Source organism: Parabacteroides sp. CH2-D42-20, from assembly GCF_003670185.1.
GTDB lineage: Bacteria > Bacteroidota > Bacteroidia > Bacteroidales > Tannerellaceae > Parabacteroides > Parabacteroides distasonis.
Genome location: NZ_RAYG01000052.1, coordinates 1 through 14,283, shown reverse-complemented (window position 1 = coordinate 14,283; position 14,283 = coordinate 1). Strand labels below are relative to the sequence as shown.

The window sequence follows — 14,283 nt, the reverse complement described above, 5'->3', positions numbered from 1 at the left end:
AATATTCTGATTTTAAATGTGTTGTTGACCTTTTTAGGGCCAACAACACATAAGTGACTATACAACATTTGGAATTAGGTTTATGATTCGATAATAACTAATTGATTGCAAAGTATATGAAGAAGATAATTTATCAAATGCTCGTGGGCTGCTACATAGTGGCCGCCCTCGTGCTTGTGTGTGCCTGTAATAGCCAGTTGGATATTCAGACGAGATACCCGTTCACGGTGGAGACGATGCCCGTCCCGAAAAAACTGAAGGTGAACGAAACGGCGGAAATCCGCTGTGAACTCAAACGGGATGGACGTTGGGAAGATACGGAGTACACGATTCGCTGGTTCCTGTATGATGGGAAAGGCACATTGAAAACAGAGGATGGCACGGTGCTGTTGCCGAATGACCGTTACTCGCTGGAGAAAGAAACGTTCCGGCTGTATTTTACGTCGCAGTCGGACGATCAGAGCAGTTTGAAGGTGTGGGTGGAAGATTCGTTCGGGCAGACGGTGGAACTGGAGCTAAGTTTTAATAATGATAATTCGGAAGAATGACTAAAAAGGTAAACAATGAAAGAGAATACAGTTCCGGGGGTGTATCTTCTTAATATTGATATGGGGTGCGAACAGGCGAAAGAGGAATTTAAGCGGATGGGATTTACAGACGGGGAAAAGCAGGACTTTCAACGGTTTACTCCGCAAGCCTTGTCCGTAACTCCGCTTTGGCTGGTTTGGCACGGGACGATACACAACGGCAATATGTTGCTGAAAAGTGATGAAGAACTGATACCGTTGGGTATCAGTTCAAAAACAGAGCTTCCTATCCGCAGGTTGAGTGAAATAGTCCGGGAATATAGCCATAGAACGGGAAAGTATCAGGACGAAACGGAGAACGGGGATTATTCTCTGGAAAGATTGTGTCGGTTTGAACGCACGAGTGAGAGGTGCATGGCTGCCGTCCGGCAAGATGGCTGGGAACTGGCACACGTGCCGGAAGAGGTGAAAACGCCGGAAATGTGCCGTCTTGCACTTGATAACAGTGCAGATTTGGCTTATGAAAACTTGGAACTGTTGCACTATGTGCCGTTCCCGGATATTTGTCTGGAATATATCAGGGCGAATAACGGGTGCGGCGATGTTGAGCTGCCGGAAGTATTGAGTGCCCTTGCACCGGGAGTCATTGACAGCCGGATAGCGGACTATGCCATTGAACAGGACGGACGGTGTTTGGGTGTGCTGCCTGCCCATCTGCAAACCGTGGAACGGGCTGAAAAGGCGGTAAAGGAAGCAGGAACGGAAGCCCTTGCGGGTGAAAAGGTACGTGCGGAACTGAAAACGGAAAGGTTGTACCGGAAATGTGCGGAACATAGCTGGATGTCATTCGCCCTGCTTCCGAAAGCGGAGCGTTCGCCGGAAATCTGCCTGCTGGCTGCAAAACTCTATCCCCAAGAAACAGCCCAACGTCCGGACTTGATACCGGAAAGCGTGAAAAACGGGTGCAACGTGTATTCGCTCTGCAAAATGATGGAAGCACGGACAGGGGAAAAGTTCACGTACCAACAAATGACGGACTTCTACAACGGGAAGCCGCTGAACGTGCGCCGGATGGAAATGCCGGACGGGGTACAGAAAGACAAGGCGGTGAAGTTCGACAAGGAGAAACAGGACTTTTCTTTCTCGGCTATCCGGCAGGAACGGAAAAGAGGATTGCGGATGTGAGCCGACAATACAAAATAGTGAGAAAGCATCCTTCGGGATGCTTTTTTGTATGGGTAATAATGAAAAATACAGTATTTACTGTATTTTTTGAAAATCTTATCTTATATTTGGCAAAAGATGCCAGATGAAGCCGTTAAATATCCTAATATGGTCGATTATCGAAAAAGAACGGACGGGAAATGAAAAGGGAGTTTAGGGGTGGCGGGGTAACTTTGGAGCAATAAAAAAGAAAGGATAAACTTAATATTTTGAGCGTATGGATTCAATAGACAGACTATATTTAAACATAACTCTGATAGTAGTCATTGGAGTGCTATTAAGAATAATCACTCTTTATTATCCAAGTTATGATTCACGTGATTTTTATTGCAAGCTATTGCCTTATACGATTACTGCCCTATTTTTCTTTGCGGCTTTTCTAAATCCGCAAGGGAGCTTGTGCCGTAAGGGAGATATGATTATAGGATGTATATGCCTTGTTATATCTATTATAATATCCGTTATATACAATGTGCTATCCGGCATAAACTGGATGAATTAACCAAAAGTAAGTATATGGGAACAATAATTTATCAATTGTTTAAAGAGGATAAGGCTAATACAATACTGTTGGCTATTATTTTCCTATTGTTATGCAGCATATTTTATAAAGAGATAGGTCTTAAACGTTGGCAACGCTGCCATTATGGTGTCTTTCTATTGGAAGCACCCGAAGCTGATAATTATATACATCTGTTATCAATGCATTCAAGTAAGGATAGTCATAATGCAGGTATATCCATTATTAATAAAGTATATGTTCCGGCATCAATCGACAGCGAATCACTTCTTCCTCCTGACTGTTTGACTATACATTGGACATCCGATTCAGGTATAAGGCAATCATGGCGCCTAAATACGACATTTGACAGGAACTCTCTGAAACAATATAAGGGAAATCTGTTTGCCGTCCGGCTTCATAAAGAGGGTAAAGTAACGCTTTATGTAACCTCTATTGAGGACAAAAATAAGCTAAATGAAATCGGAGTTTATCAGGCAGATTTGGTAGAACCGGAAAAGATGGTTGCGAAAGTTGCCAAAGAATTGTTGCACATAAAAGACATGAATCCTACAACCAAAGAAACAATCGACCATATAAACAGCCTTTTAGATAGGGCTTTTGATGCTTCCTTATCAACAAACCGGGCGATTAATGATGAACTAAGAAACGAAATACAGACCTTTTTACATGAGAACGATACTGATTTAATAGAAGATCGACAAGAAGCTATCCGGATAAAAAGATATTATATAAACAGTTTGTTGGCACTTGCCTTGGTTTCAGATGTAGATGAACAGGGCGAATTGATAAATAGAGTTTATGATTATACTGGCTGGAAAAATGACAAGGAACTTACAAGTACATATATTGGGATTGAGTTTGTGCGTTTATTGTTTGATATGCAAAATTGCAGTATGTATCACAACCTTGAAATCTTGCATGAAATAGATAAACATATACGGGAAAATAAAGAATATATATCTCCCCAACAAGTCGAACACTGTAAGGAGCTGACCGAGTTCTGCATGATTTTCTATAGAGAGAGTTGATTGGAAAATATTACAAAAATTCAAATATTAAATCTGAGAACAGTTATGAACATTAAAACACTATTAATTATGACTATAATGGCATTTGTGAGTTGTGGCAATGCACAAGTGAAAACAAAGAGTTTGTCACTTATATTCAAGCGACAACTTGCAGTGATGGTCTTTTTAATTATCAGCATACTGCCGATAACTGCACAAGAAACCAATCAGACCTCAAAAGAAAAGCAAAAAGTGGAATCTTCACGGCTGCCCTTTATGATGTCATTTTCGATTGGTTCAAATTTCAATACCGGGGGAAGTGATTATGCTGAATGGTTTGGCTCACGGGCGGATGTTGCCACGCAGTTTGACTGGCGAATGAATGTTCCGTTGTTCCGTCATTGGTGCGCATATTTAGATTTGGGTGTCAGCTTTTTCAACATACAAACAGATAATTCGGGTGAAAATATTGCAGGTGCAGTCATCGACAAGCTATTCCCCGGACTAAGCAAGATAAAACCATCCCTTAGCACAGGAATCACTTACGTTGTAGAAAAAAGGAAATGGCAGTTCATGCCGAGAGCCGGAATAGGCTGGACGAGTGCAGGCAATTCAAATAAAACGAAAAGTACTGACGGAAAGGTTTATCAACTCGAAATAAACAGGTCACCCATGTTCTTTAACACCGGGGCTTCCATAGGTTACCGCACATCAAATTTATGTAGTTTCATCCTTGATATTAACTACCGTTGCCCTTTGCAATCCTGCAAAGCGACCTATACAACTACCTTGCAGGATTTACCCCCTGTAACAGAAGTCATGAAATCCCGTTCATGGGCGAACGATTTGAGCGTTTCACTTGGTATTCAGTTGCAATTAGGAAAGAATAATAAAAAATGAAATATGGAGACAGTTTGCTTATTTGGCTGAAAGCTAAGTTCAAAATAAAGATTGCATCAGTGGTTCTTTGCTACTTTGCTTTTCCGCCACAGCGTCACGAAGAAAGTAGTGGAAAATCCGGTTGAAAAAGTGGTTTCTTTGCTTCTTGTCTTTTCCGCTACGGCTCACGAAAGAAAGAAGTCCGGCAAAATATCCGGTGAAGAACAAAGGGCGGTAAAAAAAGAAGTCCGGGCGGATCGCTACCCGTCCCGAACTTCCGGCGATGAAACAAAAGAGTAGAAAGAAAGTAGCGGGCGGATTTCTCCGCCCTTGCTCTCTGTTGGGTTAGGCTGCAATCCCTTCGGGTTGCGGTTGTTCTTCGGGTTGGGTGATTTCATGCCCTTTTGCCTTTGTCTTTTCTTGTACCAAAAGAACGGCTTTGCGTTCCTCGATGCGTTGGTGTCGTTTCTCGTACACTTCGTTATATCCGCTTTCGATGGCTGAAAGTTCTTCGGGCATGTGCTTACGGGCGAAATCAAGTAAAAGGGATGCTTCGGTATTGTTACCGTATGCGCTTCGGAAATTGGCTATCAGATAATCCCTGCGGATAATGGTCTTTATCCTAATGGTGAGATTTTCCACGATATTCATTTTGTCCTCGTCCGTGAGGTAGTGTTTCCCTTCTTCGGTAATACCTGCGGCTGCAAAATGTTCGCTCCGCAAATTGGAGAGCATGAAGAAATAGAATATCTTTTCCTCGTCCGCACTGAACTTGCCGCCCGTTATGTCGGCTTCCATTATCTGCCGTTTGGTATCTTCAACCGTCTTTTCTACGGCTATCTCCTTGTTGCGCTCGTCCTGCTTCTCCAACTTCTGAACGGGTGAAAGGGTGGTTTCGGTGGGCGTTCCGTCCGCTTCGGCTGCGTTCTCCACATAACAGAAAGTAATCTCCTGTTTCCCTATCTTGGCGTAAACGGTGATTTCTCCGGCTTCGCTCCGCCCTGTGATTTCTTCCTCTTTCTCCATGTAGTCCGCCCATTGCTGCTCGTAACGGGTACGGGCTTCCTCGTAACGTTCGGGGTTGTTGAAATTTTCCTCTTTGGGTTCTTGGGGGCTGACGGGGAAAGCGGTGTATCTTTCAAGGTTTTCGACCTCGTACCCTAAAGCGATTAACCGTTCTATTACTGTTTCGTTGGTGCTGTAACGGTCACGGCAAAGGGAAACATTGGGCTGTTGCCGTATGATTTGGACGGCTCTCTCCATGAGGAAAGATGCGTTCATTTCAGCCAGACAAGTGCGGTTGGCGCAATGTCCGCAGCCGCCATCGGCAAACAAAAGCAGGTTGTTCGTATTGTGGGCGCACGTTGCACACTCGGTCTTGTCAAAGGAGTAATACCGCAAGTCGGTGGTATAGTTGCTCTCTATCCGTTTGGCTACATCGGCAGCTTTCAGCCCCCGCCAACTGTTGTAGTTGTTCCCGTCCTGCAAATGTTTCTCGTACACTTCACGCTGTATATCTTGCCCGTAACGGCAGATTTCGGCTGCTACGCTGATGGTGATTTCGTCCGTTTCCAACAGTGTAGCGATTTCGGGGATTAGGGCGGTGAACTTTAGACGTGTGCGGATATAGTTCTCGTTCTTGCCGAAACGTACCGCCAATGTCTCTACGGTGTGCCTTCCCGTTTCAATCATGCGTTGGTAGGCGTTGGCTTCCTCTATGGGTGTCACGTCCTCACGCTGCAAGTTCTCGGCTATGGCTGCATCTTCGGCTGCATCGTCCGTCAGTTCCGAAACAATGACGGGTATCTGTTCCATTTCCGCAATGACGGATGCACGGTATCTGCGTTCACCGAAAACAATCTCGTAACGGTCTGTGTCGGCTATCGGTCGCACGGTGATAGGCTGTAAAACTCCCTGCTGTTTGATGCTTTCCGCCAGTTCATACAGGGCGGGTTCGCTGAAATATTTACGGGGGTTGAAACTGCTCGGCTGAATGTTTGCCAATGATACCAATGTGATGTTTCTCTCTGCTGCTGATTGATTTACTGTTGTTGCTTTCATAATTCTGTTATTTTTTTAGTTGATTAAAATTCTGTTTGATAAAATGGTTTCTTTGCTATCTTTCTTTCACCGCTTCGGCTCACCGAAAGAAAGTAGCGGGCGGACTGCTCCGCCCTTGTGAGTCTTATTTGCGGTTATAGCATACGTTTTGAAATTGTATCTTTCTTTCTATCGCATGGCGTAACGTGTAGGCAGTTCCGCCCGTTGGGGTGCTGTCGTAAAAGACTACGAGATAAGCGGAATTATCCAACAGGTAGTTATTACGTCGCAAGAAACAACGGTCTGAATATTCATCCTGTAATAGTATCACCTCGTCTGCTTGGGCTAAAATAGCGTTATAACGCTGCTTGTCGGCTTGGGTGTATCGGTCTGCCTGTCCTTTGAACGGAAGTACACATTTTAGCTGAATGTACGGAAACGTCTTTTTTGCGTTCAGAACTTCCTCGGCTGCGATAAGGTCGAAGCCGTTCGCCATGCCTGATAAAAACGTATGATAGTCACGTTTGCAAAGTTCGGTTATCGCTGTATAGGTGTCGAAGCCTATATCTGTCAGCCGTTTTTGTGTGTCGGGGCTGTTCCTTGTCATTCTCTCGGCTCGGTGTCCCGAAAAAGAAACGGTCTTTTCCCTTAGCCAAAAATCACGCTCGGCACGGCATTGTACCAACGTCCTGCGTAGGGTTGTAAACTCCTGCCCGTTGGTGTGGCGGTACTTGTAATCGAAGTATATTTCGCCCCGAAATGCTCCCAAACAGCATTGTATATAAGTTTCTTCGCCAAAAAGTTTGGTTTCGGCTGCTCCGTTATTGATGAATGTCTTTGTTTCCATATTGGTATATTTTAAAAGATTAAAAGAATGATTATCAGCACAAAAACGATACCCACAAACAACCGCCAAACAAGGGCGAGAATAAACCGTGCCACGAAGTAAAACAGGAGTACGGCAAAGAATAAGGCGAAAAACTGCCCTGCGGTGGTGGTGAAAAAGTAAATCACCACAGACCAAAGGATTAGGCGGTATATCAGTTTGTAAATGAGTATCGTTTTCATTCTTTTGGGGTGTTATGGGCGGATTGCTCCGCCCTTGTTATTTAATAGATACCTTTCGGGAAAAACTGGTTGTCAGCCATTAACCGGAATTTGTTATAGTCAGTCGTACCGCAATAACTAAGGGATAAATCGTAAGAAAGGTGTCCGTTCTCTATGTAGAAAGTGAAACATAAGCCATTACGGGTAATAGTTCCTTTTGAATGGTCTTGCGCTTGCCATCTTATAACTTCGTTCTCAATAGATTTAAGGAAATCGGCTACTTTCTGCGCATTTTCCGCTTCTTCTTCCGCTACTTGGTTGTATATCAGAGTATAGTAATTTATCCAGTCGTTCACTTTCTTGGCGGTGAACGTACCGATATTACACGGCTTTTCATATTGGTTGGTTATCCTCTCGATGTCGTAGCGATTGACGTTCGTAAAGTGTTCCATATCGGGGACAATCTTGTATTTGTTTTCTTTGAGTATCTTGTTCAAATGAAAACGGATGCCGTTTTGTGTGAACTCGATTTGAATACCGTAAAATTCGGGATATTGACCGCCTATCACACGATAGCCGTATTCCGCACCGGGTATAAACTTTCGTACTTCCTGCATGACGGGAAACAGGGCTTTCTTTGCCTGTTCCGCTCTGTCCGTGAATAATCCTTTTACGTTGAACTCGTTAAATTCCTTTTCTGATAATGTTTTCATCGTCTTATGTTTTTTGCGGGTGGATTGCTCCACCCTTTTGTTAATACTCTTGTTTCTGTTTTCCGTTAGGCTGCAACGGGTTCGTTTATCGGCTCTGTCACCCTTTCCGTTATCATCTTTGCAGCCTTGTTCACATCGCCCAATATATCAATCAGAAAGGCGGGTTCTTGCTTTAGCTTGGTGAGCCAGTGTTTCAGATAGGCTGCGTTGTTGTCCTGCGGTATGGTGGCGATACCGAAGAAAGCACCGCAAAGGGCGGATGTCAGTTCGGCTACAAGTTCCTCACGGGCGTATAATTCATCCCCGAAAAAGCTGCCGAACGTGCGGTTTAGGCGTTGGGGGTTGCCTGTGCTGTGTGCCATCTCGTGCAAAAGCGTTCCGTAAAATTCCGCTCCCTGCGGAAACTGCTCTTTTTCGGGGCAAACGATATAATCGGTTGCGGGTACATAGAAAGCACTGTCGGAATACTTTACTTTGATAGGGCAATACCAATTTTGCATATATATCAACTCGTCCAACATTCCGCACTCAATACCGTCCGAATGGTTTTCGGGCTGTTCGCCCTGTTGCATCTTGGCGAAACGTTCGGGGTACTTCTCCGCAAAATTGGTTTGGTCGAGGTTGAACACATTGTAATATTTCATTTGGGGTATTACCTTGTATTCGTCCTTTTCCGCTTTGGATAGCTTGCAATATTCCTCGTAAGGGATGGACTTGTTACTCTCCTTGTGTACCACGAACTTGAACCAATAGTAAACGGGGAACGAGCGTGCGCCCTTGTTTATGCTCACTTCTTCGGCTTTGGCTTGGTTGAATGTAAGGAACACGGGCAAAGTGAATTTCATAAACTCGGTGTAAAACAGCAGCATTAAAATGTTACCGCCATTGTAAACCGTTCCTCTTAGGTTGCGGGGGAAACCGTGTTTAAGGCTCGTTATCCACGGTTTTTGCCAGTCGCTTTTCAGACTTTCGATTTTCTTGATAAGTAAATCGGTGAACACGGGAGAAATTTTCTCGATGGTGTTGTTTGTTGTCGTTGTCGTTGCCATAACTCTACGCTTTAAAATTGTTACTACTTGTTTTTGTTATCATCGCCTGTCGCCCCAACCAAATTTTTTCCCTTTGGCTGATTGGGAAGAACATTGACAATAATCAAGAGCGGAAAGGGAGAATTGCAATTATCTGAAAAAATGGTAAATACTACCCGCAGGGTGGAGATTTGGCATTTTTTGCGGATTTGCTTTCTCCCCCGCCTACCTTCGTCAATGTTTTCCCAATCAGCCCTAAGGGGAAAAATTCAACCCTTCAGTAAATTAAATGAGTGATAGATTACTTGTCGGTACAAGCCGGGAAAGTGCTGTTATGGAAGCCGGAAAGTTCCGTTTCCGGGAAAGGAAAAGAAAAACGGGTTGGTAATGCGGGGTGGAAAGACAACTCTTTGGCGTGGGGGATTCTTCTTTTGCCGATTTATCGGATTAGAAAGAAGGGTACACCACGACAATGTGTTGTGCGGGTTGGCGAGATGCTTTTCGTCCGGTTACGGTAAACGGACAGAGCAATCAGCTATCCGGCTTTTGCGGATGGCCGTGCGATGGCAGTGGCGGAAACGGGCGGAAAGTTCCGCAGACAAAGGATTATCCTTTCAGTGATGGCGAAGCCCAAAAAGAACGAATTATGATTGGAAACCGGGTAAGACAATAAGGGGCTGCCGGGACAAACATCAAGGGAACTTATTTGAACGGGATGGCGCACGGAAAGTTTCGATGAAATCGAAGCTCCGGGTGACAGTACGGGCGAATGTGTTCCGTTTGTCCCTTCCGGCTTTGCGTACACTTTCGGGCATGGAGCTTGCCGGAGTGCTTGAAGGTGTACGGGAAGCTGGAACAGACCTATACCGCTGACGGGTGGGCGGGAGTTGATGAAATAAAAAAGAATGTCAGTAGATAAAATTTGAAAGGCAAGTGTTCGACAACCTTAACCGGACAGACGCATTTACACGTTAGGGATTGCAGGGGAAAGACCACAGCACAAGCGAGGACTTGTAACGGAAAGCCCGACCGTTTACGGGAACGCCCAAAATATCCCTATCGCATAACATTATCCCTATATCATTCACCCGTCACTCTTTCTGTCCGTCCTCAAAAGCCCTTCGCCAGTCGTTAAAAGATCAACAGGACGAATTTGTCTTTGAGATATTCAGGATGAATATGCAGGCAGCGTGTAAATATGTTGCTCTTTGCTCCGGTTTGCACGACAAGGCACACGACAATGCTACAAGTGCGGAGCAAAACACGGACAAGCGGTACATAAACGCACCGAAGCACCCGTAACAGTCTGTATATTTGCGGGAAACAGTAAATTATCGGATATGGAAATAGTGACTATCGAGAAAAAGACCTTTGAGGAAATGAAAGAGAAGTTCAATCGGTTCAGCGAGCATTTGCAGGAGCTATGCTCACGATACCGCCCGCCGGAAAAGATGAACTGGCTGGATAATGCGGATGTGTGCGAGAAACTGAACGTGAGTAAACGGACATTGCAGACGTACCGTGACAGCGGAAGGCTGGCATACAGCCAGATAAACCATAAGTTGTATTACAGGCTGGAAGATGTGGAAGCGTTCTTAACGGCAATGAGCAAGGAACTGATAGAGGAAGAATAAGATGGAAGTGATTACAAAGGACATGGAAGAGGTAAAGGCGTACTTCGAGGCTCTGGAACGGGGCACGAAGTACGTGGATAACGTAACGGCGAACTTTCACCCGGTGATGAACGGCGAGGTGTACCTGACGGGGGAAGAGGTATGTAGGACATTGCATATCACTACCCGCACCTTGCAGGATTACCGGGCGCAACGGATTATCCCGTTCATTTCGCTGCCGGGCAAAACGCTGTACCGACAATCGGACTTGTTGCGTATGCTGGAAGAGAACTATGTGCAGATGAAGCAAAAGAGCAAACGAAGGAAAAGCCCTACTTAACTTTTGGGTGCGGTGCATGGGTAAATGCGGCAAAGGCAGGAGTTCCACCGGGGAGTTCCTGCCTTTGCCGTGTTTTGCCTTGCCGGATGGGATTCAGGCGGTTTCACGCATGGCGACTGCCTGCTTCTTGACCTTCTTTTGTGTCTTGTCAAGGACTTTCTTCTGCATGGCTGCGAGGTTGCCGGAGATCGAACGGAAATCGGAACTTACCATCTTGTTGGTCACTTCGGCGTATATTTGGGTGGTGCTGATATGCTTGTGACCGAGTATCTTTGAAAGTGCCTCAATCGTACCGCCGTTGCAGAGATAAACCGTCGTTGCGAAGGTATGCCTCGAAAGGTGGAAGGTAACTTCCTTGTTGATTTTGCAAACGGCGGCTATCTTTTTAAGGTAGTCGTTACAAGTGCCGTTGCCCGGCATGGGAAACACGAAATCATCTTTGGCAAGTCCCTTGTAGCGTTCGATCAGTTCTTTGGCTATCTCCATCAGGGGGACGTTGCTCGATACTTTGGTCTTTGTCCTGCGGGTGATAATCCATTCTTCGCCGTCGAAATCCATGCGCTGGATCTTGTCATAGGTGAGTGTCTTTATATCTATGTAGCTCAATCCGGTAAAGCAGCCGAATAGAAACATATCACGGACAAGGTTTGTCTGTTTATCCACAAACACGGTATTGGCTATCAGTTTCAGTTCTTCTTCCGTGAGGTAGCCCCGGTCGGTTTCCTGCATTTCGAGGCTGTACTCGCTGAACGGATCAGTGCGGATAATTCCCCTGCGCCAAGCCTTGTCGGTCAGGCTGAGTATGGGCATGGTGTAAATCCAGAGGGTGTTTGCGCTCAATCCCTTTTCATTGCGCAGGTAGCTGTCGAAATCGTCTATGAAGTCTTTCGTCAGTTCCTTGTAAGCCATATCGGTACGCTTCCTCTTCTCCCACATGAAGGCTTCGAGGTGCTTGTAAACGGTCAGGTACTTGTTATAGGTGGACTTCGCACGGAGTTTCTTTTCCACCATTTCGCCAAACTCCCTGTTCATGGTCTGGAAGTCTTTAAGGATGCAGTTCTCCATCACGCCGATACCTAAAAAGGCGTTGCGCACCTTCTCGGAAGTGACAAAATCGTCCGCCCGGAGTATCTGGTAGTAGTGGTTGTTGATACGGGCTTTGATCTCTTCCAACTGCGGGTTGATTTGCAGGGCTTCGGCGGACTTGCCGCTTACTTTTCCGGCTTCGGCGTTCCACAAGGAAGGGGTGACGAACAGCTTTGCGCTGAACGTGGCAACATCGCCGTCAATGGTGATACGTGCCATTACAGGGGCTTTTCCGTCACTTACTCTTGTTGCTGTTCTCTTCACGTAGAACAGGACTTTAAAGGTGCTTCTCTTTGTTTTCATAACTCTAAATATTCGTTTGTAAAGGTAATTACTTTCCCGTTACCACGAGTTATGAAGAATTACGCAAAACAGTGAAACAGAACTTGTTACCGTTGCAGTAGGGTGTCATGGATTAGGTAATGACTTAGTACCTGAACTATGGCTTAACCCTACTTTTCGGGGCTTTTTTTGCCTATGGCTGTTTCTTTCCGCTTTGCTACTAAGATACTGACCTGCTTATTTTTAAGCTAAACTTTGCTTTTCTTTGCGACTGTTCCCGATTTTTTTAAGAAAAATTAAGTTTATTTCTCTACATCAATAGGGGTATTCCCACCTTATATCCCTTTTTCCAAAGTAAGTTAACTTACTTTTTTTGCTCGGCTTTCGTAGCGTTGGGGGCATGTTCTCATACTTTCTCATTCAATAAAGGCAACCCTTTCACCTCGCCAGCGTGCCACGCACGGTAGTCCACAAGGGAGAGTCCGGGTACAGCTAATTGCTTGTAATCCTTATCGTCTCTTCGCAAGATGTGCTTGCGGGCATACGAGCGGAGCGAACGATCCGTCACAGATACCATTACCACAGGAAACGGGTAGCCGAACAAGCGCATCGGCGTAACCTCGCTGTCCGGGAACGCACGGCGTAACTGATAGGCTGAGTACTCGAACGCCACCCAGTAAGGACCCGTGCAATACAAATGGATGGAAGCAGTGTTCGTTCGCTCGCGGCTCATGATATCACCCAAATGTTCGTTCAGCAACGCCACCAAACGAACGCCAGAAGGAAGGGAAGACATTTCTTTTTGATTTATGATTTTTGATTTAAACTGTCAACTGTCACTTGTCAACTGTCAACTCTATTTGTGTTTCAGCCAGCGGTCATAATCGTCCAAGCGGCGGATTAAAGTTTGCTTGCTTTTCTTGGGCGAGAACTCCCCCCGCCACGGATCCACCACCTCATGCGCCATCTGCCGGTAGAGACTGCTGTCCGTGCAACCGTAGAGTGTCACCAGCAACAAGGCACGGGATTGCGCCGCCTTTACCACCGGGAGCATACTTCGCATCGTGGCGAGCAAGCGCACGAACTCATCTTCCTCGCCCAACAACTTGTAGGCAGAAAGAAGCAATGAGTAGATCTTGCAACGCATCACGTCCGTCTCCGCACGGAGCGAACCGTAGGATCTCAACACCTCACGGGCCAAACGAGTATCCTCCTCTGATACGTTGCCGGAGGCATGGTAACGTCCCAAGGCATCGTGCAAGCCTTCCCGCAGGCGGTCGTTGTCCAGATGGGTATAGACGTGCTTGCCCTTGGTGTTCAGCTCGATCAGCTCGTACTCGCCCGGCTTCACCTCCAACAAGGGGACCCACATGCAATCGAGGATACGAGCCATCACATCTTTATGACCGCCACCCGGCTGGATCACCACCTCCGCCTCCATACCGGTAAAATAACCGGACGTGATACGCACACGGTCGCCCTTCAGCAAGCGGTCGCTGTCCGGTACGTACACCGGAAGCTCGTTGGAATAAGATTCCGCCACCCAACGTAAATTCCCCATCTCGTCATCCGACAGATAAGGGAAATGAGTCATGCCTCCGGAAGAGACCCGGGGAAGGAAATTGTATAGGGGAAGCGTGCGCTTCATCTGGAAGATCTCCTCAACCGAGGACCGGACAAACACGTAGTTGAACAGCAGGGGTCGTTTCGTGTTGACCATCTTTCCGTCCACCTTCCTCACCTCCACATAGGAGGGGGCGAAATACTCGAACAACGTCTCCCCACGACGCTTGCGCCGGGAAAGCTCAGCATCCAAGCTTTTAGCGGGGCTGATCTTGTCACGTCGTGCCACACCCGTAGTAGGAAGCGTGAGCACGTACCAGCGTACAGTCTTCAAGTCATGACGCTTGCCAACCCGCGCCGTACCCCTCTCCGAGCAACCGTCTCTCAAAACATTCATCATTATGATTATCT

16 protein-coding genes are annotated in these 14,283 nt (G+C 46.2%); 8 read left to right on the top strand and 8 right to left on the bottom strand.

Features of this window, described 5'->3' with window-relative positions:
* Positions 1 to 116: 116 nt before the first annotated feature.
* The 4 genes from D7V92_RS21015 to D7V92_RS21000 all read left to right on the top strand — a co-directional run bounded on the left by D7V92_RS21015 (position 117) and on the right by D7V92_RS21000 (position 4,181).
* Positions 117 to 548 carry a DUF3872 domain-containing protein gene (locus D7V92_RS21015; protein ID WP_121773699.1) on the top strand — a complete coding sequence of 144 codons (432 nt, stop codon included), beginning with the start codon at positions 117 to 119 and terminating at the stop codon, positions 546 to 548.
* A gap of 15 nt (positions 549 to 563) precedes the next feature.
* Positions 564 to 1,712 (top strand): hypothetical protein, encoded by a 1,149-nt coding sequence (locus D7V92_RS21010; RefSeq protein WP_233572886.1) that lies wholly within the window; start codon positions 564 to 566, stop codon positions 1,710 to 1,712.
* Positions 1,713 to 2,267: 555 nt separating this feature from the next.
* Positions 2,268 to 3,302 (top strand): hypothetical protein, encoded by a 1,035-nt coding sequence (locus D7V92_RS21005; protein ID WP_147441535.1) that lies wholly within the window; start codon positions 2,268 to 2,270, stop codon positions 3,300 to 3,302.
* A gap of 45 nt (positions 3,303 to 3,347) precedes the next feature.
* A complete protein-coding gene (locus D7V92_RS21000; RefSeq protein WP_121773697.1) occupies positions 3,348 to 4,181 on the top strand; it encodes a hypothetical protein in 834 nt (277 codons plus the stop codon).
* A gap of 324 nt (positions 4,182 to 4,505) precedes the next feature.
* On the opposite strand, the gene D7V92_RS20990 is transcribed toward D7V92_RS21000, so the two are convergent.
* The 5 genes from D7V92_RS20990 to D7V92_RS20970 all read right to left on the bottom strand — a co-directional run bounded on the left by D7V92_RS20990 (position 4,506) and on the right by D7V92_RS20970 (position 9,009).
* A complete protein-coding gene (locus tag D7V92_RS20990; protein ID WP_121773695.1) occupies positions 4,506 to 6,221 on the bottom strand; it encodes a ParB/RepB/Spo0J family partition protein in 1,716 nt (571 codons plus the stop codon).
* A gap of 124 nt (positions 6,222 to 6,345) precedes the next feature.
* The gene (locus tag D7V92_RS20985; protein WP_121773694.1) at positions 6,346 to 7,047 is read right to left on the bottom strand and encodes an SLOG family protein; all 702 of its coding nucleotides are present in this window, start codon (positions 7,045 to 7,047) and stop codon (positions 6,346 to 6,348) included.
* Positions 7,048 to 7,058: 11 nt separating this feature from the next.
* Complete coding sequence (locus D7V92_RS20980) at positions 7,059 to 7,268, bottom strand: hypothetical protein (protein ID WP_117723536.1); 210 nt, start codon at positions 7,266 to 7,268, stop codon at positions 7,059 to 7,061.
* A gap of 41 nt (positions 7,269 to 7,309) precedes the next feature.
* Positions 7,310 to 7,960 (bottom strand): hypothetical protein, encoded by a 651-nt coding sequence (locus tag D7V92_RS20975; protein WP_121773701.1) that lies wholly within the window; start codon positions 7,958 to 7,960, stop codon positions 7,310 to 7,312.
* Positions 7,961 to 8,025: 65 nt separating this feature from the next.
* Entirely contained in the window at positions 8,026 to 9,009 is a 984-nt protein-coding gene (locus tag D7V92_RS20970) for an ArdC family protein (RefSeq protein WP_121773693.1), read from the bottom strand.
* A 272-nt stretch (positions 9,010 to 9,281) separates the two neighbouring features.
* On the opposite strand from D7V92_RS20970, the gene D7V92_RS21985 reads away from it, so the two are divergent.
* The 4 genes from D7V92_RS21985 to D7V92_RS20950 all read left to right on the top strand — a co-directional run bounded on the left by D7V92_RS21985 (position 9,282) and on the right by D7V92_RS20950 (position 10,941).
* Positions 9,282 to 9,506: a hypothetical protein gene (locus D7V92_RS21985; protein ID WP_147441534.1), complete on the top strand. Its 225-nt coding sequence runs from the start codon at positions 9,282 to 9,284 to the stop codon at positions 9,504 to 9,506.
* A 217-nt stretch (positions 9,507 to 9,723) separates the two neighbouring features.
* Complete coding sequence (locus D7V92_RS22110) at positions 9,724 to 9,861, top strand: hypothetical protein (RefSeq protein ID WP_158598896.1); 138 nt, start codon at positions 9,724 to 9,726, stop codon at positions 9,859 to 9,861.
* 467 nt (positions 9,862 to 10,328) lie between these two features.
* Positions 10,329 to 10,622 (top strand): helix-turn-helix domain-containing protein, encoded by a 294-nt coding sequence (locus D7V92_RS20955; protein ID WP_121773691.1) that lies wholly within the window; start codon positions 10,329 to 10,331, stop codon positions 10,620 to 10,622.
* A 1-nt stretch (position 10,623) separates the two neighbouring features.
* The gene (locus tag D7V92_RS20950; RefSeq protein ID WP_121773690.1) at positions 10,624 to 10,941 is read left to right on the top strand and encodes a helix-turn-helix domain-containing protein; all 318 of its coding nucleotides are present in this window, start codon (positions 10,624 to 10,626) and stop codon (positions 10,939 to 10,941) included.
* A 93-nt stretch (positions 10,942 to 11,034) separates the two neighbouring features.
* On the opposite strand, the gene D7V92_RS20945 is transcribed toward D7V92_RS20950, so the two are convergent.
* From D7V92_RS20945 to D7V92_RS20935, 3 genes are all read right to left on the bottom strand, one after another.
* Positions 11,035 to 12,330, bottom strand: coding sequence for a site-specific integrase (locus D7V92_RS20945; protein WP_121773689.1), 1,296 nt, complete (start codon positions 12,328 to 12,330; stop codon positions 11,035 to 11,037).
* 385 nt (positions 12,331 to 12,715) lie between these two features.
* Positions 12,716 to 13,105 (bottom strand): hypothetical protein, encoded by a 390-nt coding sequence (locus D7V92_RS20940; RefSeq protein WP_121773688.1) that lies wholly within the window; start codon positions 13,103 to 13,105, stop codon positions 12,716 to 12,718.
* Positions 13,106 to 13,165: 60 nt separating this feature from the next.
* Positions 13,166 to 14,272, bottom strand: coding sequence for a transcription termination/antitermination protein NusG (locus tag D7V92_RS20935; protein ID WP_121773700.1), 1,107 nt, complete (start codon positions 14,270 to 14,272; stop codon positions 13,166 to 13,168).
* Positions 14,273 to 14,283 lie beyond the last annotated feature (11 nt).